Annotated in this window: 22 protein-coding genes; 8 read left to right on the forward strand and 14 right to left on the reverse strand. The window is 58.5% G+C overall.

Annotated features, from left to right (window positions below; translation table 11 throughout):
- Nucleotides 1-3: 3 nt before the first annotated feature.
- The 8 genes from AKG12_RS17695 to AKG12_RS17730 all read right to left on the reverse strand — a co-directional run bounded on the left by AKG12_RS17695 (nucleotide 4) and on the right by AKG12_RS17730 (nucleotide 7,334).
- Nucleotides 4-894, reverse strand: coding sequence for an NAD-dependent epimerase/dehydratase family protein (locus tag AKG12_RS17695; RefSeq protein WP_052819819.1), 891 nt, complete (start codon nucleotides 892-894; stop codon nucleotides 4-6).
- A gap of 15 nt (nucleotides 895-909) precedes the next feature.
- Nucleotides 910-1,566 carry a TniQ family protein gene (locus AKG12_RS17700; RefSeq protein WP_052819820.1) on the reverse strand — a complete coding sequence of 219 codons (657 nt, stop codon included), beginning with the start codon at nucleotides 1,564-1,566 and terminating at the stop codon, nucleotides 910-912.
- A complete protein-coding gene (locus AKG12_RS17705; protein WP_052819821.1) occupies nucleotides 1,563-2,705 on the reverse strand; it encodes an ATP-binding protein in 1,143 nt (380 codons plus the stop codon). The genes AKG12_RS17700 and AKG12_RS17705 overlap by 4 nt, the downstream gene beginning before the upstream one ends.
- 10 nt (nucleotides 2,706-2,715) lie before the next feature.
- Complete coding sequence (locus AKG12_RS17710; protein ID WP_052819822.1) at nucleotides 2,716-5,058, reverse strand: TnsB C-terminal domain-containing protein; 2,343 nt, start codon at nucleotides 5,056-5,058, stop codon at nucleotides 2,716-2,718.
- An 11-nt stretch (nucleotides 5,059-5,069) separates the two neighbouring features.
- Nucleotides 5,070-5,927 carry a hypothetical protein gene (locus AKG12_RS17715; protein ID WP_052819823.1) on the reverse strand — a complete coding sequence of 286 codons (858 nt, stop codon included), beginning with the start codon at nucleotides 5,925-5,927 and terminating at the stop codon, nucleotides 5,070-5,072.
- Between the two features lie 269 nt (nucleotides 5,928-6,196).
- On the reverse strand, nucleotides 6,197-6,652 hold the full coding sequence (locus tag AKG12_RS17720) for a hypothetical protein (protein ID WP_052819824.1): 456 nt from the start codon (nucleotides 6,650-6,652) through the stop codon (nucleotides 6,197-6,199).
- The gene (locus AKG12_RS17725) at nucleotides 6,642-6,968 is read right to left on the reverse strand and encodes a hypothetical protein (protein WP_052819825.1); all 327 of its coding nucleotides are present in this window, start codon (nucleotides 6,966-6,968) and stop codon (nucleotides 6,642-6,644) included. Before AKG12_RS17725 ends, AKG12_RS17720 begins: the two co-directional genes overlap by 11 nt.
- Before the next feature lie 18 nt (nucleotides 6,969-6,986).
- Nucleotides 6,987-7,334 (reverse strand): hypothetical protein, encoded by a 348-nt coding sequence (locus tag AKG12_RS17730; RefSeq protein WP_052819826.1) that lies wholly within the window; start codon nucleotides 7,332-7,334, stop codon nucleotides 6,987-6,989.
- A gap of 734 nt (nucleotides 7,335-8,068) precedes the next feature.
- Here AKG12_RS17730 and AKG12_RS17735 point away from each other — a divergent pair.
- Nucleotides 8,069-8,749, forward strand: coding sequence for a hypothetical protein (locus tag AKG12_RS17735; RefSeq protein WP_052819827.1), 681 nt, complete (start codon nucleotides 8,069-8,071; stop codon nucleotides 8,747-8,749).
- Here the strand turns inward: AKG12_RS17735 and AKG12_RS17740 are convergent.
- From AKG12_RS17740 to AKG12_RS17755, 4 genes are all read right to left on the reverse strand, one after another.
- Complete coding sequence (locus tag AKG12_RS17740; protein ID WP_082178910.1) at nucleotides 8,709-10,877, reverse strand: DNA cytosine methyltransferase; 2,169 nt, start codon at nucleotides 10,875-10,877, stop codon at nucleotides 8,709-8,711. The two genes, AKG12_RS17735 and AKG12_RS17740, sit on opposite strands and share 41 nt — an antisense overlap.
- A 528-nt stretch (nucleotides 10,878-11,405) precedes the next feature.
- The gene (locus tag AKG12_RS17745; RefSeq protein WP_052819829.1) at nucleotides 11,406-12,377 is read right to left on the reverse strand and encodes an alpha/beta hydrolase family protein; all 972 of its coding nucleotides are present in this window, start codon (nucleotides 12,375-12,377) and stop codon (nucleotides 11,406-11,408) included.
- 75 nt (nucleotides 12,378-12,452) lie between these two features.
- Nucleotides 12,453-13,379 (reverse strand): alpha/beta hydrolase, encoded by a 927-nt coding sequence (locus AKG12_RS17750; RefSeq protein ID WP_052819830.1) that lies wholly within the window; start codon nucleotides 13,377-13,379, stop codon nucleotides 12,453-12,455.
- A 59-nt stretch (nucleotides 13,380-13,438) separates the two neighbouring features.
- A complete protein-coding gene (locus AKG12_RS17755) occupies nucleotides 13,439-14,074 on the reverse strand; it encodes an SDR family oxidoreductase (protein ID WP_052819875.1) in 636 nt (211 codons plus the stop codon).
- Between the two features lie 111 nt (nucleotides 14,075-14,185).
- On the opposite strand from AKG12_RS17755, the gene AKG12_RS17760 reads away from it, so the two are divergent.
- Entirely contained in the window at nucleotides 14,186-15,100 is a 915-nt protein-coding gene (locus tag AKG12_RS17760; RefSeq protein ID WP_082178911.1) for a LysR family transcriptional regulator, read from the forward strand.
- 7 nt (nucleotides 15,101-15,107) lie between these two features.
- Here AKG12_RS17760 and AKG12_RS17765 read toward each other — a convergent pair whose 3' ends face one another.
- Complete coding sequence (locus AKG12_RS17765) at nucleotides 15,108-15,566, reverse strand: MarR family winged helix-turn-helix transcriptional regulator (RefSeq protein ID WP_052819879.1); 459 nt, start codon at nucleotides 15,564-15,566, stop codon at nucleotides 15,108-15,110.
- A 261-nt stretch (nucleotides 15,567-15,827) separates the two neighbouring features.
- On the opposite strand from AKG12_RS17765, the gene AKG12_RS17770 reads away from it, so the two are divergent.
- From AKG12_RS17770 to AKG12_RS17780, 3 genes are all read left to right on the forward strand, one after another.
- On the forward strand, nucleotides 15,828-16,883 hold the full coding sequence (locus AKG12_RS17770; protein WP_052819832.1) for a zinc-dependent alcohol dehydrogenase family protein: 1,056 nt from the start codon (nucleotides 15,828-15,830) through the stop codon (nucleotides 16,881-16,883).
- 53 nt (nucleotides 16,884-16,936) lie between these two features.
- On the forward strand, nucleotides 16,937-18,394 hold the full coding sequence (locus AKG12_RS17775) for an aldehyde dehydrogenase (protein ID WP_052819833.1): 1,458 nt from the start codon (nucleotides 16,937-16,939) through the stop codon (nucleotides 18,392-18,394).
- 74 nt (nucleotides 18,395-18,468) lie between these two features.
- Nucleotides 18,469-19,677, forward strand: a complete 1,209-nt coding sequence (locus AKG12_RS17780) for a multidrug effflux MFS transporter (protein WP_052819834.1) — start codon at nucleotides 18,469-18,471, stop codon at nucleotides 19,675-19,677.
- Between the two features lie 242 nt (nucleotides 19,678-19,919).
- On the opposite strand, the gene AKG12_RS17785 is transcribed toward AKG12_RS17780, so the two are convergent.
- Nucleotides 19,920-20,534 (reverse strand): PIN domain-containing protein, encoded by a 615-nt coding sequence (locus AKG12_RS17785; RefSeq protein ID WP_082178913.1) that lies wholly within the window; start codon nucleotides 20,532-20,534, stop codon nucleotides 19,920-19,922.
- Nucleotides 20,535-20,645: 111 nt separating this feature from the next.
- Between AKG12_RS17785 and AKG12_RS17790 the strand changes: the two genes are divergently transcribed.
- The 3 genes from AKG12_RS17790 to AKG12_RS31065 all read left to right on the forward strand — a co-directional run bounded on the left by AKG12_RS17790 (nucleotide 20,646) and on the right by AKG12_RS31065 (nucleotide 22,692).
- Nucleotides 20,646-20,849 (forward strand): hypothetical protein, encoded by a 204-nt coding sequence (locus AKG12_RS17790; RefSeq protein ID WP_052819837.1) that lies wholly within the window; start codon nucleotides 20,646-20,648, stop codon nucleotides 20,847-20,849.
- A 358-nt stretch (nucleotides 20,850-21,207) separates the two neighbouring features.
- Nucleotides 21,208-21,834, forward strand: a complete 627-nt coding sequence (locus tag AKG12_RS17795; protein ID WP_052819839.1) for a hypothetical protein — start codon at nucleotides 21,208-21,210, stop codon at nucleotides 21,832-21,834.
- Between the two features lie 357 nt (nucleotides 21,835-22,191).
- A complete protein-coding gene (locus AKG12_RS31065) occupies nucleotides 22,192-22,692 on the forward strand; it encodes an AAA family ATPase (RefSeq protein WP_285277759.1) in 501 nt (166 codons plus the stop codon).
- The last annotated feature ends 62 nt before the right edge of the window (nucleotides 22,693-22,754 follow it).

Consider the following 22,754-nt stretch of genomic DNA (forward strand, 5'->3'; position numbering starts at 1 on the left):
CGTTTACTCGGATTTTCTGCTGATGCCGGCGCCTAGAGGCAGGACTTCCAGGCTGCGCCGGGCAAGCTCAGCCAATACTTCCTCGAAGCCGAACCCGGATGTCCAGCCAAGCCCCTTTGCGGCGCGGGCGGGTGAATAGATCCGATCGATGGTCATCGGCAGCGCCCATCCCTGTTGTGCGAACGCGTCTGCGAGGGCCGGGCTCCGCTGCCGGAGAACGGAGGGCGCATCCCTGCTGAGGGCGTCGCAGTCATCAGCGGTGAACGGGGTGGCTGCCGATATGATATAGCGCTGGAAATTTTCTCCCGCATTGCCGAGCGCCAGCACATGAGCATCTGCAACGTCGCGGACGTCGACGCCGCGATGCAGCCTATAGGCCGCCATCACGTCGGCGGGCTCCGGGAAACTGCGTGACATGCGCAGCACGCGTACAGCAAGGTGTGGACCGGCCATTTCTTCCAGCAGATGCTCGGCTTCAAGCTTCGTGCGGTGATAGATGCTTTTCGGCAGAGGCGGCGTATCTTCATCAATAAAGGTGCAGGACCCTGCCGAAACCGCGTGTCCGTAGAGCGCCGTGGTGCTGGTGAAGACCAGCCGCTCCACGCCTGCCGCCATTGCCGCTTCCGCGACCATGCGGGTTCCATCGACATTGATACGCTGAAATTCAGAATCCGGAACCATGCCGACATGCGGAGCGTGGAGCGCCGCCGTATGGATCACCGCATCCGCCCGTTCGAAAGCGGAGCGCAGGTGCGCTTCGTTCGCGAAATCGCCGACGATATGGGTGGTGGAGAAGGGTGAGCGATCCATGCCGGTGACATCGTGCCGGCCGGCCAGCGCACTGAAAATCGCGCGGCCGACCCGACCGGAACTGCCCGTCAGCACTATCCGCATGATGTCTCCTCCGTATCAACACAAAAGGCAGCTTTCGCAAAGGCGGATGGCTACATACAGCGGCAGGGAGTCAAGCCAGTCGGTGCCGCCCATGACGCCTTTCAACCTCTTCTCGACATATGTCTGAAGATTGTCGGGTTCCGCAGCTTCAGCGGACGCCATGGACCTGGGAATCTTGGAAGATTCCGCGGCAAGGTTGGCCGCAAAGTCGTGTTGGAAAGGCGATCTCGCGAGTTCGGCACTCGAGACGAGGCGAACGCCGTGCCGCTTGCAGGTGCGGATAGCGGAAACGTGCCAATGCAGGCGCCCGTATGCCCGAAAACCTCGCCTACCGCCGCAGCGGTGTTCGTCTTCGCTCACGCAGAAGGGGCAAAAACGAAACCGCAGCCTTTGCATCTCATGCCGGCTGAGCACCTGACCTGAGATTTGATAGATGTACTTGTCTCCGAGAATAACTCCCGCAGAGAGCGACGATTTCGGCATATCCAGAACTGCGGCGAAGGTCTCCAAATCCTTCTCCCGTCCGGCAACGATGCCCTGGAACTGAAGTTGAAGGTGGAAGGCGAAGGCGCGGGCGTTTTCGTAGCCACATGCCGCCGCAAGTCGCGAGAAATAGCTGGCGACGGTTTCGTAGCCAGCGTGGAAGGGAAGCAATTCGGCAAGCCTGCTCATTGGGGGCGAACTCCGTACCTGGTTGCATTCTTTCCCTTGGACCTCAGCCTTTCGGCTTCCCAGACCCGATCGTCGTCGCGGAGCAGGGCGGTTGCGGGGTCGAGTTCCTCCCAGTTGGCGGCGGTGAAGATGTTTTTGCTAGGCCTGCAACCTGAGAAGGAGGCGTAGGTCTTCGCAAAGTCATCGATCGTGACATGGTCCCGATCTGCGTAGATGGCTAACTCGACGGCCGCCCGGATCATCTGGACCACAGACCCGAATTCGGCATCACAGGCGTGCATTAATCGCTTGAGGAACGTGCCCTTTTCCCTTTGCCGCGTTTTGGTCGTTTCCTCGTCGACCTCTTCGACAGTGTCATCAAGTTTGATCCGGATTTCCATGCGAGCGTGTTCCTGCACAATCGTCTCCAGAATGCTTTTCACAAGGTCCGTCGTACCGTCTGCATCGAGGGTGTCGAAGGGAACGACGGTGCGGCGATTGTAGAGCTGCTTTCGCGCGAGGAAGCTTGCCAGGGGCGCCACGCCTGCAAGGATCAATCTCACTGGCCAATCTGGCATCTGGGTCAGCGACTTGAATGCGTCGCCGATAACGGTTGCCTCGCGGAGAGAGGCAGTCTCGATAGCGTTCTGGGCCTCATCGATGAACACCCACATGACCTTGTGAACTTTCAACAGTCGGCGAAACAGCAGCCAGGCCTGGTTCTCCTTGATGCCTTCCGGAGGCGCGTGACCGAGCGCTTCGAGGCATGAGATAGCCAGCAGGCGAGGCGTACATGGTGACGGAGCATCGACAATGATGACGGGGTGAATCATGACACCGTCGTCGTCCACGTAGGACTGCATCGCAGGAATGCTCTCGATATGCTTCATCAGTGCAGTGGTCTTTCCTGCGCCGGAACGCCCGGTGACGGCCACGATCCTCCGCTTGTCAGGCCTCCCGGTGATAGGGGTGAGAACGCTTGCAACCGACGACATCAAAGCAGCTCGCAGGGGCATGTCGCGATCGAGGATCACGTAGTTATCGTACAGTTCCGCGATCCGGTCCGCGATGGCTGCGCGGTTGTCACCGATCAGCCCACGGACGTGGGCGATGGCTGCCTGACTGCGCTTTGCGTCGAGGTTCTTGTCAAACATTTCCATGAGAATCTCCCTAGTTTTCAAAGATGTTGGTGGTGATGCGGCGAACGACCGTCGTCTCGTCGTCTACTGGCTCGTTCGGCTCGTGCGCATGTGCCTCCTGCTCCTGCTCCTGCTCGTGCTGCATGGGCATGGTGCCGAGCTGCGGACGTCCGCCTGCGTCGGCTTCTTCCCGAGCCGCCTTTGCGGACTTTTTCTTTGCGGCGTAGACAACGGGGTGAATGCCGAGAGCCGCGAACAGCTCGTTGGACGGGTGCCATTCACCCTCTGGGCGGAATTCACCTTCGAACGGTCTCTCAACGACGTCGAATGTGCGGTCCATGCTCTTCTCGAAGCGCTGGTAGTCCTCGTCGGCTAACACGGGGCTTAGCAGGCCGGCTTCAAGACGAGCCATTTCCGCCTGGTTTTTGAGCCAGAGGAACGTCGCCTGGAGGGTGCCGCGGGATACTTTGGCATTCTCGGCATTAAACAAACGGAGCTTCTCGGTTGCCGCCAGCCACTGCCAGATGCTTACACCCTCCAGATCCTGATGGACGCAAGGCACTTCGATCCAGCCGTCCTCGGTCCATACGGAGAGGCTGCCCAGGTTGTGATTGTTGATGCGGGCAATCACCGGACTTTTGCCGACCCTTCGGCGAATCTTTTGAAGTTCCTTGCTCTGGAACTGCAAGCCGGCGCTCCGGATGCCCTTTTTCGAGATGGTACGCTTGATGTGCGTTCCAAAAAGATGCGTACGCAGTGCTCCGGTCGGGCCGGGCATCACGCCGTAGTCCCGGCTGAGTTCCAGCCAACGGTTCTGCGGCGTGGACCCGTTCAGTTCGGAATGCGGCGAGTTGTGGTACCCGTCGATGGCCCACCGGAGCAGGCACTCGGCAACCTGATCAGCAATCATATCTGCCTCGGCTTCGGAGTCGTAGTCGCCCTTTTCGACAGAGGAACCCCACGTGCGTCCGTTGAAATAGTTGAACATCTGGTGCGAAAGGGTTCGGAACCAGCGCTCGATGAAGCCTCGCCAGGGTGCTTCCCCGGCGGGCGGCAGGAACAAGTCAGTGCCCATGTCGTTCACCGCGATCCGAAAAGCGCGGTTGGCAAAGTACGTTGCGCTATCGACCGCGATAGTCTCGATAGTGCCACCCTGAATCCATGCGGTTGAGCATCCGAGACGGCGCGCGATATCGGTCTTGTCGCGGGTCGACATTTCCAGGACTGTCATTGCCGATTTATTAGACGGCGGACGAGCACTGACGGAGAGCGCTGTCAGGCCTCTGCTTGCCACGTCGATCCCCGCCGAGATCCACAAGCGGATCCGCTTGACCTTGGCGCGCTCGGTCTTCGACATCGTTTTCCAGACACCGATCATCGCCAGTACTGTGTGGAGGTCGGTTTCGTGATCATCGACTTCCACGCGCTCGCCCGCCCGGACGACGTCGATGCCGCCGTGCTCGGGCTGCCACTTGCGCTTGGCTGCTTCCTTGCCGTCGTGTGCAAGGTCGCGCTTCATCTCGGGGAGATCTGCATACCGATTGCGCAGTGTGCTCTCGCACGGAATCCTGAGTTGGTCGCCGGCACCGCGCGTTTTGTTTTCGGCCTCCATGGCGGTAACCATGTCGGCATGGATTCTTGCGAGGTCGGGATCTGTTCGCGAGCAGGCGGCGGCAATCGCAGCGTTAAGGTGAATGAGCTCGTCCGCTGTGAAATACTCCTGACGCTCGTCGCGATACTGGTTTCGGAGGAAGACTGGGTCGAATTCGTTCTCCTCCATCTTCTGCATCCAGGTCTTCAACGTAGAGGGGGTTGGTTCAACGAGGGTGACGGTCTTCTCCTTTGTCCGGTAAGTCGCCTTCGGCGAGCTCGCCAACTGATGGGCACGCCATTTCAGAGAAATGAGCGGGATCACCCGCAGAAGGGAGTCGCGCGACTTGCTGACGCGAGGCGGAAGCGGCATCCTATCCGTGCGGGCAAGCCTGCACTTTTCCCTGTAGTCGGCCCGCATCTCGTAGAAAGACCGAACGAAGTATTCTCTTTTAAGGATCGTTTCCTGATCGCTCGGGTTCATACCGCTGAGTTTGTCTGCACCTTTCAACCGTGCGCGGGCCTTCGTTTCGGCGTAGAAGTCCTTCTCGATCGTCATCGGATTGCCCGGACGGTTGAGTGCCTCCGTGATATCGGCCTGGCTGAAGGTTACTGTCGCCTGGGTCTCATCCATGCGCTGGAGCGCGGCACCGTTTCGGTCGCAGTACAGGACACAATAGTCGATGCCGCGATCACGAACGCGGGCCTTGACGGGAAGGCGGTTGAACACCGGCAGCACGGCGCCGTGCTGTAGCGAGAGGAGGGCGGGAAGGTTGGTTTCCATGTTTTTTCCTTTCATACGGCGTTGTGGTTGAAGGCGACGAAGGGGGCATCCACGAGCTTGAGGTCGGGACGGCTGGGCAGTAGGATCTCGTCGTGGATAAGGCACCAGACGGCGTTCCAAGCGGCCGCGGAGTCATCGAAGATGCTGGTCAGCGTCATGAGCGACACGGTTCCGTCGAATTTCGAGGCGTGGTTCGCCAGACAGGCATTGTCGTTGGCGACCGATCCCTTGAGCGCACGAAGGATGCTCTTTGCGTTCCACCCGCGGTCGTTGGTGATCTCGCGTTCGGTCAGAATGATCGCCTCGTCGGCGAAGCCCGCGAGCGAGCCGGAGTTGATCCGTTCGATCGTGTGACGGAGGTCGTCCTTGTCTAGCTGCCAGGATGGTCGCACACCGACGACGATCCGGTAGCCATTGCCCGCCATCGTCGCCCGGAAGTCGACGGTGTGTTGTTTGTCACCGTCGTCGCGGGGGACGATGATGGCTTCGGGCTGATCCTCGACTTTAGCGACGTGCTTGGAGGCACAGAGCATATAGGCGAGGTTCATCTCGTATGTACTGGCGTAGCTGATTGCCGAGCGTGTCTTCGGATTGGTAATGGTGCCGCGGGAATGGCCCTTCGTTCTGGCCGGGTACCATCGGCTGGGCGTCGGCTCCTCGGTCGGCATCCAAAGCCATGGGAGGCTGACGAGGTCGGCATAGTTCTCGTCCTCGTCGTGGACGTCGATCGGGAAGGGCCGAATCCGTCCCGAGATAGGCGGATTATCCGGCTTGAGGAAGACGGTATCGGAAGGAAGCGGGATTTGGGTCCGGTCGTAGCCGGACTCCAGCTCCTTCATGAAGCGGATGAGTTGTCTGACGCGGGTCATTGAAGGCTCCGTTGAACGCAGGTGTCTGATGCCGGCCGCGCTGTGCGGCCGGGCCAGGGCTGTCTGGTGGAGGGGTGTGCTAGGGTCGGGGCGGCCCGCGCGGAGTCATGGGGTGAAGATCTCCCGTTGACGACCGTCGGAGAGGCGATGGCCACGCCTTGTGCGTTCGACTATCCGGAAAGCGTGCATTTCGGCATCGCTTTCGAAATGCTGGGCGGGCCCCGTTTGGCGTGGTGAGGCTAACCGGGCAGCGGTGTCGAGCAGCGGGCTCAGTGTATTTGCGGCTCAATCGCCTGGAGTTCGGCGAGTCTCTGCGACACCTCCGGCTCCCTCAAACCTTCGGCCCACAGCGACCTGCGCGTGATGCCGAGGGGACCTTTCTCCGCCATCAACGGCTCTCGAAGCATGACTTTTGCGATTTCGTCATCTTCACGAAACGAGTGCGCCAGGGTTGAGAACAGGTCGCGCGAGGGGATGGGCAAGCTGATACCCAGCCGGCGAAGGGCCGGTCCTGCTTCATGTTCGATCAGGCAAATGAGAAGCTCGTGTGCCGTTTCATCGTCGATTCCGAGCAACTGGGTCTGCTGAATGATAACATTCAACGTAGCCGCGAAGGTCGTCGCGAGCATCGGATGGTCCTGTAGAACATCGGCTGACCAGCGGAGCACGGCAGGATGGAAGTCGGCCAGAGTCGTGAAGTAGGTCGTCATTTCTTCATGGAGCATGCGGCTTCCTCGTTTTGGAGTGGATTGCGGATCGTTTCGGCCGACTGGCGTTCTCGGCCGCTGCGGCATCGGTTCCCGGTGATCGGATAGCGTCGGGCATGTTTGGCTTCCCGCGCACGACGGTGACCTGGTGTGGTGCCAGCGGCTTCAGGTGACGGCGCGGTCTCTTCGGGAGCGCCTTCCACACTCCCGCCCACTTGAGGATGCGGACAAGATCGAGGTCGAACTCGTCCAGTTCTGCGGGGAGCACTTGGAGCAGAGTCTCGTCCATGACATCGGGTTTTTGGGTGCGCAACGAGCTGGTTTTGATGGTCATCCTGTTCTGGCTCCCCGATCAACGACGACGCCAGAGATTCAGAAAACTGTCGTGCTCATCAACGAGCGCGGTTTCGGTCGGCAGACCGAAATAGTACTCCTGCATAGGCAAGCAGGATTTAGGCAAGTTGACGCGGCGAGAAGTGCCAAGGCGCGTGAGGCGGACCGTGTTGCGGAACGTCTGAAAATCGCATGCACGCAGCCCGTGGTGATGGCATTCGGCTTTCATCGCCATGTAACGCGACGAGAGGTCTTCGAAGCGCTTCGCACGGATGCACTTGCGCGCAAAGTCACGCTGGATTTCGATCTCTGCCTTGGTGAAAGCCGTCGGCAGGACCTGAATGGAGATGTCGGATGCAGTGCTCATGTGGGTATCCTTCTTGGTGAAGTGCGGACGTGCGCCGTCGATCTCCGGAGTTGCCCGGAGTGCGGCATTTCTTGAACTTCGGAGAGACGCCGCGCGCGGCGCAGGTCAGTTCAGGGCGGATCGCGTGCGGATCTGTTCCATGTTGGTGTCGGCATCGGCGAATCTTTCTTCAGAGCACGGGTGGGCGTTCCCGGCAGGCAATGCCAGGGCGAAATCAGACGGAAATGTCGGTGGGAGATCAGGCTATGACGAAGACCACAGCAGAGGCCAGCAGGCGCAGGGGGATGACTTCATTTGCCGGGTACATCGTGAAACTCCATCGCAGTCACTAGCTACAATGTCGTTCCTAAATGACGCTCGGAAACTTGTCCGCCGACCTAAGGCTGCATCGTTCGAAATAGTGAAATTCTTCGGAGGTCGCCCGTTCGGAAGCATCAAGCTCCCCTCACGCGGTGCCGGGGCGCACCTATGGCGTCAGCGTCAGACCTGACCCTTCACGGATATGGATATCTGTATCATCGGTACCTCCGGCGCCTCTTCGGGCGTGAGCAGTAAGGCAGATTGCAGGCGCGGCGTCTACAGAAAAATATGAAGCTATATCATGTTGTTAAGTGTTCTTCTTAAGTTCTCGTGTCAACAATTGAGAGAACGTCAAGCGACGAATCCTTTCAACCCGGTTTGTCCCTTGCGTCCGTGCAACGGATCCTTCCCGCACCAGCAGGAAGGTCGAATCCATGGGGTATTTCACGCAGATCATGATCGAGGCGAAGGAGCGCTACGGGCATATCCTGAAGGAGAGGAATCTCGTTATGCGTGGAGAGCGCGAAGATGGCGGACTGACCCTTGTGTTCAGGACGCGCGATCCAGACGGCTGGAGGCTACCAGTCGAACTCTACGTCCCGGGCAAAGCCGAAACACGCAAGGACCGGGCGGAGTGGGAGGATGTACAGGTGACCGCCGAAATCCATACAGAGGTGAAGTTCGGGGATGCAGGATGGTTCGGGTACATTCCGAGGCAGTTTGAGCAGGGGCAATACCTTGAGGGGGACGACATGGCCTCGTTCGTCAACGCGATCGGCGTTTATCTGAAGGAAGTCGTTCTTGTTCCATTACATGAGAGCGACAGGGAGGTCTCGCAGGAAGTGGCGATGGCCTATGAGGAGTTCAGCGACCTGTGCGGCCCGGATGGTCCCGAGATAGCCTTCTCGACCGATGGTACAGTGGAGACGCTCACCGTCGAGGATGCCGCCGGACGCGAGGTCAGATTCGCGTGGAGAGAAAGCGGCGTAGGCCTGCTTCACGTAGACGAGAAGCAGGTCAGGCGGCTGGAGCATCCTGCGGCATGGGAGATCCAGAAGGCAATCGGAAAACATTTCAGGGAGTGGACGGGTCCTCAGCCTCGACAGTCTCTATGACTTGCCCGCCGCTTTGTCGGGATTGCTGATATTCGCGCGCATTGCGCTTTCGGGCGCGACGGTTCCTCTTCGCTTGGGTCCTAAGCTTCGACAGGTTCGGGAACTTTGTGCCGTAGCTGTCCCTCAACTCCTCGACGTCCTCAATCGTCATTGCGTTCAGCATGAACCTCGTCGAGCCCTTCGGCGTCACGCCCTTCACGCCGATTAAGGATTCGCTGAAGGGGACAAGCGGTGGTGCTTCGATCGAATTTGGCATTCGGCCCGAGAGCGCCCGCTCGATGGCCAGGCCCACCGCCTTCGACATTTGCGGCGGGAACGCGTTTCCGATCTGGTGGAACTGACGGTCCGACTTGCCTTCAAATTTCCACGCCCGCGGGAACCCCTGTAGCACCCGGGCAACATCGACGGTCAGATAGGGAAGGGCTGTTGGGTCTTCGATGCTTCCGAGTGGGGCCGGTCCGTCACCGACGCGCTTCGGGTCGATGGCGAAGCCGAGTTCGTTCTCCCATCTCCGCTTCATCTTGCCTTTGTTCTTGTAGAGGCTCGACGTGACCGTGGTGGAGACCTTGCTTCCGTAATTCGCGAGCCAATTTTCCGTCCACTGGTCGTAGACGACATCACCCAGCCCGCGATGTGGAAAGATCACGTCGGCGAGGGCTTCTCCCATGGTGATGGTAATTCCCTCCTTCGGCAGGGAGAACAGTCCGGGTTCGTCCTTGTGCACGCCGACAAGCACCAACCGCGGGCGCGACTGGGCAAGCCCGAAGTCGCGGGCGTTCAGCTTGTGCACGCCGATGCGGTAGTCGAGCGCCTTCAGCCGCTGGAACACGCTGGCGCGATATTTGAGGAACTTCTTGTCCGCGAAGCCTTCGACGTTCTCGAAGAAAAAAGCGCGAGGCCTGATGACCTTCACATATCGGATCGCCTCATCGAAGAGATTCCTGCTATCGTTTGCTCCGAGTTGTTTCCCGGCCTGAGAGAACGGCCTGCACTCCACGCCTCCGGCAAGCAGATCGATTCCTTGGAATTGTTGGAGATCCCGATCCGAAACCTTCTCCAGGCGCTTTCGGGTGACGGGCCACGTCCAGTTCTTTTTCAGGGTCCGAGTAGCATTGAGATCCATGTCGTAGAGCCGCGCCGGCTCGAAGCCCGCACCGAGCAGTCCTATCGCTTGCCCGCCAGCACCCGCACATATTTCCAAAAACCTCAAGGGCTTGGTGGCTTCAGTATTTTCGTCAGACGCCGGATCCGGCTCCAGATCGCAGGGAAGCAGATAGGCGAGGGCGTCCTGAAGCTCAGTCTGCCAGAGATACCCATGTTCGAAGGCAAAGCCGCTGAACTTCTCGTACCACGCAAACTTCCCATCGGCGAAGCGTTTCAGGGATTCATGGGCGGCGGCAAGCTTGTGCCGATGTGACCCATTCCTGAAGCCGGCGACACCCTTTCCTGGCAGTTCCACCTCGCCATAGACCGACTTGAATTCACGGAGCACGATCCTTGCGTGGGATCTCAATCTAACGGCCGCGGTAATGCATGCCTCGGACCGGTCGACGACATCCTCGTTCGGATCGCAGGGCGGCTCCCCGACAAAGCGCTCCGTGAATTCGTCAATCTCGGATAGGAGCGTGGCGACGTTTTCGCCGAGCGCCTGGACGCGGAGGTGCGACTGCTTTGAAGCCGCGGCCGTCATCGCGCGCTGGCGGCCCCGTTCGGCATAGGCGTTCGCTCCGATCTTGCGGCGGATCGTCAAACGACGGAGCCTGGCAACGGTTGGAATATCGATATCGGTTCCGTCTGCAAGAGCGTCAAGCGCAGCTTGACGGGTATCGGCATCGGTCGCGATCAGCGTCTTCAACACGTGGAATGGGACGCAACGCTTGCGCAGGAGTGCCTCGAAGGATCCGAGGGTCTCCTCGAAGGCGAAGATCGACGGCAGATCGCTGCGCGGGATGCCGCATTCGACAACCAGGAAACTGCGCAGATCTTCGTCACTCATCGTCGAGCGCATCCGGCAGATGTTGGCGATCATGTCGAATTGGGCTTTGGCAATGGATTTGCGGTTCGCCAGGATTCGCTTCATTAGCGCCCCCGGGTCCTCGCTCGTCATATTGTCTGCCTTCTCAGCCATCGCCAGCCTCTGTTGTCATTGCTGTCTAGCAGGCTGGTCCTTCTGTCCCGGAAATGGATTCGATCAAATTCTAACTATCCTGTTCGAAGTTCGCCGGTCATACCAATGGCGCGATGTCGTCCGCCTTCCTGATGGTGGACGCTGGGAAGGTGAAAATGTCCGTCGATGGAAAGGGTTCTATTTTCAGCCTCGCGCCCGCTAATCGATCACTTCGGTCTCCCACCCTATATGGATGAGCCATCAAATGACGGGTTTGATGCGAAAGCAACAGATCCATGTTAGCTGTTTGAAATCTTCGTTGCATGATCCAAGAGTGCGCCGTGCGGAGCGACCATGGCAGAATGATGCATCAGATATCGCCAAACCGATCCGCCAGCCCTGACGATCAGGGGCTCTATAGAAGGACCAGTTTCAACAGCCCCTGTCCGACCGGCTCGATGACGATGACGCCGACGGCAAGAACGAGCAAGGCAATGCCGCTAGAATCCTGCCGTCCGTAGCGCTCGCAAGCCCGTCAGAAGCATATACTTACCTCATATGCTTATCCAAAAAGGCGAGCACTTTATCAGGATGGCGACCGAACCAGTTGTAACCGTCCTTGAAGCGTTGTGTGGTGCCATCGATCCAAATCATCTCCTTTTCCTGGCTGCTCAGCAAATCGAAGGTGCCCTGTGCATCGCCGGGATTAGACACGGCAGCATCATGGCGAACTTGCCACATTAGCACAGGCATCTTCACCATAGGTGCGTGAGGGTGCGGGCTGCTCTCATGTGCCGTAAAGGCACCCATCTTCAGCAATTCCAGATCTACTAATTCTTTGTATTGCGGAATACCCATGCGCTGTAAGGCTTGACCGATTAACCCCTCTGGTGTGGGTATCATCGGGCTGCAAAGGCAACGTACGTTTTCAAATAGATCCGGACGGCGTGCGATCGCCACATACTGGGAGATGCCGCCGAGGCATTGGCTAAAGAGCGCGACCTTCATGCGGCTTAATTCAGAATGGCTGTCCACGTAGGTTTTGACACCCGCGCAGTCACGCCATTCCCATTGACCCAGGCCGCTAATGCCATTGTTGGCAGTACCGCTATTTCCATGGTTGCGCAGATCGTAGGTCAGAACGTTGTAGCCAGCCTCAGTCAGATGCTTGTACTGCAGAACAAAGTCGATCTCGCCATCATCCACATAACTCCAGGGAGGCCCGAAATGTCCGGGGAAACCTGACCGGCACATCGGGGAGGCGTGGTTGAAGATCACAAGCTTGTCGCTGTTGTCGCCCTTGGCCGGGATGTACCAGGCTTCCAATGGGGTCCCGTCGTCTGAAGGAATGGACAGATCCAGCCATTCCGTCATGCCGTGATCGTCAGGTGTCTTATGGATGAAGCTGCGTAAGGGTTTGACGATGTTGGTCAGGGCTCGAACCTTCTCTAGGTCCTCTTTCGCAATGTTCTGAAGTTGATCGCGCGCTTTTTCAAGACGCTCGGCAGACATTCTCGCCATTGGTGCTATCCCACTTTTCGTGTTTGGTGAGGCACCACGCCGGATGCCTCGCGATCCGTGAACGGACCTCAGAAATCAGAGGTTTTCCTTGTAGAACGGGATCAGCTTTGCCAGCGCCTGTCCGACCGGCTCCGGCTTGTCGTAGAGATCGTAGTGCGACCACCCCTCAACGACGACGAGTTCCTTCTTCTTCGACGCCGCCCGCTCGATGATCTCGCAGCCGTCACGATAGGCGCCGAAGGCTCCGACCTGATCACCGACGACCACGCAAAGAGGCTGGGTCAGCAGCACTTCCGCAAGATGGAAAGCGTCCCAGCCAACCGCGGCGGCCTGATGGGACAAGAGCGAGCGGTTCAAACCGTTCGGCTTCTGGCCACGCGGCGTCCGATAATAGTCTGTGGCCTCCAACGGGTCGCGGTCGGTAACGCCAGCGGCCCGCGCTTCTTCAACGGAATTGGCCAGCAGGTTATCGACGTGAAGGCTTGCGCCGCGGGCCTCGGCGGTTCGCTGCTTGGCCATCGCTTCTAGCGCACCAATCGGATTGAGGCCGGTGAAATTACCACGCATCAGTCGGCCGTAGTTCGCGCCGGTGACAGTGCCGACGGCCTTAATGCGCCGTTCGGTCATGGCGGCATTGATCGAATAGCCGCCACCACCGCAGATGCCGAGGACACCGATGCGATCCTCATCGACATAGGGAAGCGTCACCAGATAGTCGGCGACATGGCGGAAGTCTTCGACGCGCAGGGTCGGGTCCTCGATGAAGCGCGGTTCGCCGCCGCTGGCGCCCTGAAAGCTTGCATCAAACGCGATGACGACAAAACCTTCCTTGGCCAGTGCCACGCCGTAGACGTTGCCCGAGGTCTGGTCCTTGCAGCTTCCGATCGGATGCGCGCTGATGATCGCCGGATATTTCTTTGACTTGTCGAAGTTCGGCGGGAAGTGGATATCAGCGGCGATATCCCAATACATATCGTAATTGCGGATCTTTACGGTTTCCATGATGCGATCTCCTTGGTTTCAGGATGTGGGCATTTCTACCGGCCGGTCGACCGGCTGATTCACATGAACGCGGGCTTGTCGCCATCCGTGTTGGGTTTGTTGATGCCAATGTTGCGGTTGCCGAGCGCACCCGAAGCTCTGGCCAGCTTCACAACGAGAGCGGCGACGCTCTTGCGTGCGACTTCGGTACCTTTGAAGGGCTCGTTCCGTTCAGTGGTCTCGTAGTCGACCTCATCCGCATCTGTCAGCCAGGCTGGGCGCAGCACGGCATAATCCAGCCCCGATGCTTCGATCAGGTCAGCCGCCCTGCGGTAGGGCGGGATGTAGTCACCGATCTCCCGGTTATTCCATTCGCCGAACCTGCCGGGCACTTCGTCATAAATGCCGAGCGTGGTGCAGAAGATCAGCTTCCGGACGCCGGTGTTGTGCATGGCGGCGATGATGGCTTGTGCCTGTGCATCGACATCACCGGCGAGGTTTGCATAAACCACGTCCTGACCGGAAATGGCTTCCTTCAGCTTGCCGGTATCGAGAACGTCACCCTCGACGACACGGGTGTTGGTCGGAATACTACGGCCCAGCCTCGTTGCATGGCGCAGGAACAGAGTCAGTTCCGTGTCGCCGTGTTCCGCCAACATATCGACCACATGCCGAGCGATCTGCCCGCCTGCGCCAAGGATCACGATCTTCGTCATGTCTTGCTCCATGAGTTCTGTTTTCGCGAGATCAACATAATACTCTGGACTGCATGGAAAAATAGGGGCATCCTTCAATGAGTTTGAAGCTGTAATTCATAATGAGTGCCGATGGACCGCAATCTTCTTCCCGCGATCGCTGCCTTTGCCGAAGTCGCTCGCGAAGGAAGCTATACCCGTGCCGCCGGCCGGATCGGCATTTCTCCATCGGGCCTGTCGCAAGCAATCCGAACCCTTGAACAGCAGCTCGGTGTCCGCCTGCTTAACCGATCGACCCGCTCCGTCTCCCTGACCGACGACGGTAGAAAGCTACTGGCCCAGGTTGAGCCTGGCCTTGCCATGATTTCGCATGCCGTTGTGGCGGTTGGCGATGCGCGGGAAAAGCCGAGTGGCGAAATCCGGCTGAATGCACCTCGCGTAGTCTCGCATCATTTCATAGAGCCATATCTAGGAGAGTTCGCTCGTCGGTATCCGGAAGTGCGCGTCGAACTATTCATCGATGATGGGCTCGGCGATATCGTTCGCGAAGGCTGCGATGCAGGTATTCGTCTGCGCGAAAGCGTGACAGACACAATGGTTGCCGTGCCGATTACACCTCCGGTTTCCCTGGCGGTCGTCGGTTCTCCTGCCTATTTCGCTTCCAATCCGCCACCAAAAGATTACGCGGATTTAGCCAACCACAATTGCCTCGGCTTTCGTCAATCGAGCAGCGGAGCCGTTTTCCGTTGGGAACTGACGGATCCCAAATCAGGTGAAGAGCGGCTGTTTCAGCCTGTCGGAACACTCGCGACCAACAACGATGACGTGATGTTGAGGGCTGCACTTCAAGGGGTTGGCCTCATCATGCATCTCGACTTCGCAGTGCGCCAACATCTGGCTTCCGGCGCATTGGTCAGCGTTATGGAGGATTGGTGCCTGCCTTTCGAGGGATTCAATATCTACGTGCCGTCGCGGGACCAGATGCCGGCCAAACTTCGTGCCTTCGTCGACTTCCTTGTCGAAAAGCGTCGGCAGTTGGCGCGTTAGGATCGGGTCAACCGGTTTTCCCGCCCAAAAGCGCATCGCCCCGATCGGCAATTTTCTGAAGAACCGAAAGCGCACTAGCGAGCGCTTCCTGGTCGAGCCCATCGAGCAGGTCCTTGCGCATGGTTTTCGTGATCTTGTCCAAGTCAGCGACCAGCTCTCTGGAAGTTTCGGTCAATTCGATACGGTTGGCGCGTCGGTCGCCATCCATCGGACGACGGACGATTAGTCCCTGTTTGGCAAGACCGTCAAGCAGACGCACTACCGATGGGTGTTCGATCTCAAGATGGTTTGCAAGGTCCCGCTGGCTGACATTGTCATGCCGGGCGAGATACTGAAGCGCCCGCGCCTTCGCCAGCGTCAGCCCTTTTGTCCGCACTCTGGCGTCGAACACATTGCGCATTTTTCGGGCTGCGATCGAGAGCGCCATGGTCAGCGCGGCTTCGGCAGTTTCTTTTTCCTTGGTCATGATCGGTCGGGCCATAAAATGTGCATAGCTACCTATAGGGCATTCGACCCGCCTGACCAAGGCTGTGATCCGACCGCGACCGGTTTAATTAAGAAGCCCCACTCAAAACAGTTTGAAGCTATCCCGCATTGTTGGTTTTCCACGATACGCATATTTATGTGCGTACACACCTATTTTGGAAGGCTGATTTGTCATCCGGGATAGGCATCTGAACTTTGGCCTCCCGCCGATGAGAGCTGGTCGCCAACCCGGAGAAATACGATGAAAGGCATGGTTTTCAAAGGAAAGTGCGAGGTCGCACTTCTCGATTTTCCCGATCCGTTGCCCGGTCCCGGCGAGGCCGTGATCGAGATGAAGGCATCGGGAATGTGCGGCACGGACCTTCACTACTATCGCCACGGTATGGCTGAATCCCTGGAAATGCTCGGCATGCGTGATCGCATGACCAGCGATCCGATTATCGGCGGACATGAACCCTGTGGCGTGATTGTCGCGCTTGGTCCGGATATCGATAGCCGCACATTTAAAGTCGGTGACCGTGTCATGGTATTCCACTACGCGGGTTGCTGCCACTGCGATCACTGCCGGACAGGCTGGACGCAACTTTGCGACAACGGTGCGCGTATCTACGGTGTGCTCGAGCATGGCGGTCATGCCGAATATATGAAAGTTCCGGCATCTTCGTTGGTACATCTGCCGGCGGAAATGTCCTTCAAGGGCGGGGCTGCCGTTGCCTGCGGGACAGGTACTGCCTATGGCGCGCTGCTGCGTCTTAACATCAGCGCTCGCGACACTTTGGCGGTTTATGGACTTGGGCCTGTTGGCCTTTCGGTTGCACAACTTGCGTCGGCTATGGGCGTCGAGGTCTTCGGCATCGACATCAACACTGACCGACTATCTCGGTCGAAGGCCTTCGGGGTGGCGCATGCAATCGATGGCGGCAAGGTCGATCCTGTGGAGGAAATCCTGAAGCTTACCGGCGGCAAGGGTGCAACCTGCGCCGTCGATTGCGCTGGCAATGAGCAGGTCCGGAACCAAGCTGTGCGCAGCACCAGCATCTGGGGCCGCATTGCGCTCATCGCCGTTGGAGGCAATCTGACTCTCGACGTTATGAAGGATCTGATCGCTCGGCAGAGGACACTTGTGGGTTCCTTCACATTCTCCGAGGTCGGCATGAAGGAATGTGCGCATTTCATAGCCAACCACGGCGTCGAGGTCGACCGTGTCTTCTCCGACGAATGGAAGCTGTCCCAGGCGGCCGAGGCATATTCAAACTTCAACAAGCAGGCGGGCGGCAAGGGCGTCTTCACGTTCTGATGCGTTTCCAGCGTCCAATAAACAACCGCGCCTACCATAGAAAGGAGAAATTCATGACCAGGACAATCGAACTCAAGCACCCGGACAAGTTCTTTATCGGCGGCGAATGGGTCGCACCGTCCAGTTCCGAAAACTTCGCGGTTCTCGATTGCTCGACCGAAGAAACGGTCGCCCGTGTCGCCAAGGCCAATTCGGCCGATATGCAAAAAGCGGTCGCTGCCGCGCGGCAAGCCTTCGATACCGGCCCTTGGCCGCGCATGACGCCGACGGAACGCGGCACCTATCTCGAAAAGATAGCCGAACGCCTCGAAGCGGCCAACGATGAATTCGCCCGCGGCTGGTCTATCGAGACCGGCATCGTCTACAAGGTGGCGCAGCCGCGCATCGGCCTCTTCATCAGTGGCGCTTTCCGGCAATATGCACAGATGGCTTCGACGTTTCCGTTTACCGAGGAGCATCGCTCCGTCACCGGCAACCTCGCCTACAAGGTTTATGAGCCGGTCGGTGTCGTCGCCGAGATCATTCCGTGGAATGGTCCCGCGGGCCTGATGGCCTACAAAACGGCGCCAGCCCTGCTTGCCGGATGCACGCTGGTCATTAAGTCTTCGCCGGAAGCGCCGACCTCAGCTTACATGTTTGCTGAAATCTGCGAGGAAATCGGCCTGCCGCCTGGCGTGATCAATGTCGTGACGGCCGACCGTGACGTTTCGGAGGAACTGGTCCGAAATCCTGATGTGGACAAGATCACCTTCACCGGGTCCACCGGTGCGGGGCGCAGGATCGCCGCCGTCGCGGCGGATCGCATTGCCCGCGTGACGCTGGAACTGGGCGGAAAGTCGCCCGCCGTCGTTCTTGATGACTATGATATCGAGGACGCGGCAAAGATACTTGGTAGCTCCTACTTCGGCTACAATACCGGACAGATATGCCACAGCCTGACCCGCATCATTGTGCCTCGCGCAAAGCATGACCGCATGGTCGAAGTCCTCTCCGAGATCGCCCGCAACACCGTCGTCGGCGATCCATTCGATACGGCAACGATGTCGGGACCGCTGGCCAGTGCCCGTCAGCGCGACACTGTCGAGCGCTTTGTTGCGCGGGGGATAGCGGACGGAGCGACGTTGACGGCTGGTGGCAAGCGGCCTGATCACCTTTCGCGCGGCTTCTTCTTCGAGCCGACTGTATTCGCCAATGTCGACAACAGCGCGTCGATCGCGCAGGAGGAGATATTTGGACCGGTGCTCAGCGTCATTCCTGCGGATGACGAGGCCAGCGCCGTCCGTATGGCGAACGACAGCCCGTTTGGCCTCAACGCCGCGGTCTTCACGAACGACCACGACCGCGCACTGCATGTGGCCCGGCAGCTTCGTTCGGGAACCGTCGGTCACAATGGTCCCCGCACTGACTTCTCCATTGGCTTCGGTGGTTTCAAGCAGTCAGGTGTTGGCCGGGAAGGCGGCATCGAGGGTTTAACTGCCTTTATGGAGTCGAAGACGATCGTGATGGCGTAACTCAGGTAACTCGACGGCGCGGTGGACGTTCCGCCGCGTCGCCGAATGCCAGGACCTATTCTGAAAGCATGAGAATGACCGTTTCACACCCCGAAAATGGCTTGGCCGACCCTGCGTCTGGGCGAAGGGCGGTGCCGCTCTGGCTACTTGCCCTTATCACTCTCACGGGAACGCTGGCGATGCACATCTTCGTGCCCGCTTTGCCGCTGGTCGCTGCCCATTTCAAAGCGACGGCCGGCGCCACGCAACTCACGTTGAGCGCCTATATCGTCGGGCTCGCAGTTGCCCAGCTCGCCTATGGCCCGTTCTCCGACACTTACGGGCGCCGGCCTGTCCTGATGCTCGGCATGCTTCTCTATACGGCCGCGAGTCTGCTCGCGCTCACCTCGACCTCTATCGACGTGCTGATCGTGGCGCGCTTCTTCGAGGGCTTGGGCGGGGGAGCCGGACTTGTTCTCGGAAGGGCGATTGTCCGGGACACCAATACGGGCTCGGGGGCGGCGCGCAAGCTGTCGACGATGAATCTGATTGTCGTCGCCGGTCCCGGACTTTCGCCGGTGGTGGGAAGCCTGCTAGCTGCGGTTTCCGGCTGGCGCATCATTTTCGTGGCGCTCGGTTTGCTGGGCCTTATGAATTTCTATCTCGTCTGGCGGCGCCTGCCGGAAACTGCGGAGCGAAAAGCTAACGATGCACCGCCGCTCCTGAAAAGCTATGGAAAGCTGCTCCGTTCGCCGCGCTTCATTGGCTTCGTGGTCGGCGGAGGCTTTGCGACGACCGCCATCTATGCCTTCGTAGGTGCCGCCCCATTCATTTTTGTGCAGCAGTTGCATCGTCCTGCGCACGAGGTCGGCGCCTACCTTGCCTTCAACTTTATCGGCACCTGGATGGGAAGCCTTGCTGCGAGCAGGATGATTGGCAGGATTGCGCCGCGCACTCTCCTGATCGGCGGCAACCTGATGGGGTGCTTGGGAACAATTGTGTTTCTGGTTCTTGCGATCGCGGATCGGCTCAGCGTTCCCGGTGTGGTGCTGCCGATGATCCTATTCAGCTTTGGTGTTGGTATAGCGTCGCCGATGGCGTTGTCAGAAGCGCTATCAGTCGACCCTTCCGTCGCTGGGTCAGCGTCCGGTATCTACGGATGCGTACAGATGGCGATCGGAGCGTTATGCGCCGCGGCGGGCGGATTTGGTGAGAACCCGGCTCTCGCGGCTGGGGCTACGCTGTTAATGGCAGGATGCATAGCTCAGGCGGCTTTTGTCGCTGCGGGACGGATGAGACACTGATTGCAGGAAACTACATGTTGTCACTTTCGACCGAGCTAGGGCCGACCAATCGAGTGAGAAACCGTTCGCGTTGGAACCAATGATAATGAGGGACTACGAGAACATTGGAGCTACCGAAGGCGGCTAACGCTATTTTCGTCGCAGGAGTTGCCTGACCGCTATCGGCCCCAAATCGGTCGTTCCTTGATGTCTGGCCAACGAGGTGGAATTCCAAGGACCCAGACAAGTAGAGCTTCGGTGAGCTATTGCTTGTCATTTCCGGGTTCGAATGAACTGTGGGGAGTGGGCCTGAGAAGCTTGGGCAGGGCTTTCTCGTGCGGGTCGAGCTCGCTTGGATCGAAATAGGGAAGCGGCACCTCGAAACCGGGCTCAACATACCATTCCGCCTCCATCGGATGGTATAAGCCGGGCAGCGGGAAATGCTCGTTGATCTCAACAAAATCATCGACGTTCGCCGTAAGTATCGGCATCCGATGGACGATGGCGACGGCAGATATCATCAAATCGTGTCCGAGCCTGTTGCTTTTTTGTCCGCGCTGAACGGTCCACATGTGCCGTAGGGCGGGGACAGATGTCATCTCGGCGTAGACTGTCGCCACCGCAGTCGTCATTTCCGGAAACGGAAAGACCATCGAGATGAGCTCATCGACCCAGTTGGTGATAAGAAGCGCTCTCTGTGGATCATCCTTCACCCGGAGATGGGCTCCGCGCAGCAGTTCTGCTATGACCGGGTAGCAGAGTGCGAGACGATGTATGCCGACACGCAAAAGCCATGGACGCAGTCCGGGCGGCGGCTTCACGCGGCCCATTAGGCTGACGATGTCCGTATCCAGTAAAAGAATAGGGTCTGTCCGCACTTTAACATCTTTCTGTGGTCGGAAACTTTCTTCTTGAAAAAATCGAGGTGCGATCCAATTCGTATCGTTATACTGCGTAGGCTAGTATGATGTCGTCCGAGAGAGGCCCAGATGACGCGTGATTCCGATTGGCAGAGACACGAGGCCGAGGCCCGCATCCAGGAAGTTCTGGACGCAGCTAAAGCGCGCGGCACTCAGAGACTGATCGACACCGACGGCAGATTTGACGTGACGTTCGTACCCGGAAAGAAGACACTGGAGGAGTTGTTCTCCCGCCCTGGTCCTATCCCCGACGATGACGATCCCAATCCCTGATCGAGATTTCTGCAGCTACGGTGAGAAACCGTAACCGGCGACGGCAAAACCAACAAGATATGACGTGTCGAATTTCGGTCGCTTCGGACTACCGCACTGATTCATATAGCTTAATCGTCGAGACCATCAGGCACGAGATCCACGAGAGGATCTGTTTCTCACGTCATAAACGCCTTAGTGGTTCCCGACTTGTAAAAATCGCTCGCACCTCGGAGCCGAATTCTAGTTGACGTCGAGAATGGCGTTCACTAAATGTTCCTGTATGAGCAAGACTTTTACACCCACCTTCCGAATACGCTGACGGAGCCCGGGACCGTTCCCGGTGCCGCCCAGATTGCTATTCGTCGGAGGTGAGGTCATGAAGACCGAGTCCACTCATGTCGCGGTTGATGAAGCCTGCGTTTTTGCGAAATACCGTCCGTTCTTTCCGTCTGTGACGCTCAAGTGCGTCGGTCGCCCGCTCTATCGTTCGCGGGAAGCGCGTGATTATGCCTGCTTGCTGGACCTGGATCCCAAGGTGTCCGCATGGCGCTGCATGCCGCAGCCGATCATCAATGACTCCGGCGCCCGCAATCCCCGACATCACTATGTCGATTTCGCTGTCGAGACAGAGAACGAAGCCTTGCTCGTGGATATCCGGCAAAGACATACCGGCACCGTCGGTTGGATTTCCAGGTTAGCTGAAAAGCAGGGCTACCGCTATCTGGCGTTGTCCTTCTCCGAGTTCGTCGGCACGCCCCGGATTCAGAATGCCAAGGATCTCATTCGCTACGCTGGATATGACGCACCGCTGGGCGACCGTATCCGAGTTCTCGCGGCGCTGGAAGAAATGGGGACGTTGACGCTTGCGGAATGCCTCTCTGTCGTTCGCGAAAGCAAGCCGATGCCAACAATCGCAACGATGATCCTCAATAACATCCTTGAAGTCGACCTCGATGAAGCTCTGCTGGGACCGGAAACGGTCGTCAGGCGCTTGGCGAAGTAGGGGGCGAATATGTCAAACAGATCTGCCGAGCGGGAGCCCCCGCTCGAAGCGGCTACTTATGCCGTCGCCCTCAAAAATGCTTTGAGGTTGTGTGGTGTCTACCTGAGTGAAGGGCAGATCGATCATGCAGTCGGTCTCGTACTGCCACCCGGGGCCAACATGGAAGCCTATCGGGAGGCGGCTAAACTGGTCCTGCGAGAGACCAGCGTTTTGATCCGCTACGCAGTTACAACAATTGAATTGGGCAGGCGAGGGGAGACATATTGAGAAGACGCAGGGAAAGTCCTCGCGCAAAAATCGGCTGTTGTCGTCCTGATCGAGAAAGGAACCAGGCTTTTGCCTGAGATCGCAATCGCCTTGGACCGCATCGTTGACGTCGGGTCCATCAAGCCGAACCACCTGATTTCGGCCGCGAAAAATGTATGGCAGATCGATATTGCAAGCGAGGCGGCCAGCCGGCTCTGCCACTATCCTCCAAGCCTCTTGTTCGGTGCGTTGCGAAAAGGACGTCCGATCGAAATCGTCTTGGAAAGGCTCGCGGACGCTTCGAAGGCTCCTGCGACCATGACTTGGGAGCCTTTGGTGGAAGACCTGGAAGGCTACGGCGAGGCGCGCGATTGGGCAGCGAACCTGGTCGTTGATCTCGCTGACTGGAAGGTCGGCAAGATCGCATGGCGTGATGTTGATGCGGGGCTTCTTCTCAGCGGTCCTCCCGGGACCGGCAAGACGCTCTTCGCATCGGCGCTTGCGCGCTCCTGCGGTGCTACGTTCATCGGGACGTCGAGCGCGCAATGGCAGTCGAAGGGACATCTCGGCGACATGCTGGGCGCAATGCGGAAGAGTTGCGTATTCCGATGAAGCCGGCCACCTATTCCGACACGAAGCCGGCCACCCATTCCGATTTCATTCCGGCCACCGTT

This window comes from Agrobacterium sp. SUL3, assembly GCF_001263295.1.
GTDB lineage: Bacteria > Pseudomonadota > Alphaproteobacteria > Rhizobiales > Rhizobiaceae > Agrobacterium > Agrobacterium tomkonis.

Excerpts from the sequence above, each read along its gene's own strand:
- AKG12_RS17695 (WP_052819819.1), bottom strand. The coding sequence starts at position 894 with ATGCGGATAGTGCTGACGGGCAGTTCCGGTCGGGTCGGCCGCGCGATT.
- AKG12_RS17700 (WP_052819820.1), bottom strand. The coding sequence starts at position 1,566 with ATGAGCAGGCTTGCCGAATTGCTTCCCTTCCACGCTGGCTACGAAACC.
- AKG12_RS17705 (WP_052819821.1), bottom strand. The coding sequence starts at position 2,705 with ATGGAAATGTTTGACAAGAACCTCGACGCAAAGCGCAGTCAGGCAGCC.
- AKG12_RS17710 (WP_052819822.1), bottom strand. The coding sequence starts at position 5,058 with ATGGAAACCAACCTTCCCGCCCTCCTCTCGCTACAGCACGGCGCCGTG.
- AKG12_RS17715 (WP_052819823.1), bottom strand. The coding sequence starts at position 5,927 with ATGACCCGCGTCAGACAACTCATCCGCTTCATGAAGGAGCTGGAGTCC.
- AKG12_RS17720 (WP_052819824.1), bottom strand. The coding sequence starts at position 6,652 with ATGCTCCATGAAGAAATGACGACCTACTTCACGACTCTGGCCGACTTC.
- AKG12_RS17725 (WP_052819825.1), bottom strand. The coding sequence starts at position 6,968 with ATGACCATCAAAACCAGCTCGTTGCGCACCCAAAAACCCGATGTCATG.
- AKG12_RS17730 (WP_052819826.1), bottom strand. The coding sequence starts at position 7,334 with ATGAGCACTGCATCCGACATCTCCATTCAGGTCCTGCCGACGGCTTTC.
- AKG12_RS17735 (WP_052819827.1), top strand. The coding sequence starts at position 8,069 with ATGGGGTATTTCACGCAGATCATGATCGAGGCGAAGGAGCGCTACGGG.
- AKG12_RS17740 (WP_082178910.1), bottom strand. The coding sequence starts at position 10,877 with ATGGCTGAGAAGGCAGACAATATGACGAGCGAGGACCCGGGGGCGCTA.
- AKG12_RS17745 (WP_052819829.1), bottom strand. The coding sequence starts at position 12,377 with ATGGCGAGAATGTCTGCCGAGCGTCTTGAAAAAGCGCGCGATCAACTT.
- AKG12_RS17750 (WP_052819830.1), bottom strand. The coding sequence starts at position 13,379 with ATGGAAACCGTAAAGATCCGCAATTACGATATGTATTGGGATATCGCC.
- AKG12_RS17755 (WP_052819875.1), bottom strand. The coding sequence starts at position 14,074 with ATGACGAAGATCGTGATCCTTGGCGCAGGCGGGCAGATCGCTCGGCAT.
- AKG12_RS17760 (WP_082178911.1), top strand. The coding sequence starts at position 14,186 with ATGGACCGCAATCTTCTTCCCGCGATCGCTGCCTTTGCCGAAGTCGCT.
- AKG12_RS17765 (WP_052819879.1), bottom strand. The coding sequence starts at position 15,566 with ATGACCAAGGAAAAAGAAACTGCCGAAGCCGCGCTGACCATGGCGCTC.
- AKG12_RS17770 (WP_052819832.1), top strand. The coding sequence starts at position 15,828 with ATGAAAGGCATGGTTTTCAAAGGAAAGTGCGAGGTCGCACTTCTCGAT.
- AKG12_RS17775 (WP_052819833.1), top strand. The coding sequence starts at position 16,937 with ATGACCAGGACAATCGAACTCAAGCACCCGGACAAGTTCTTTATCGGC.
- AKG12_RS17780 (WP_052819834.1), top strand. The coding sequence starts at position 18,469 with ATGACCGTTTCACACCCCGAAAATGGCTTGGCCGACCCTGCGTCTGGG.
- AKG12_RS17790 (WP_052819837.1), top strand. The coding sequence starts at position 20,646 with ATGACGCGTGATTCCGATTGGCAGAGACACGAGGCCGAGGCCCGCATC.
- AKG12_RS17795 (WP_052819839.1), top strand. The coding sequence starts at position 21,208 with ATGAAGACCGAGTCCACTCATGTCGCGGTTGATGAAGCCTGCGTTTTT.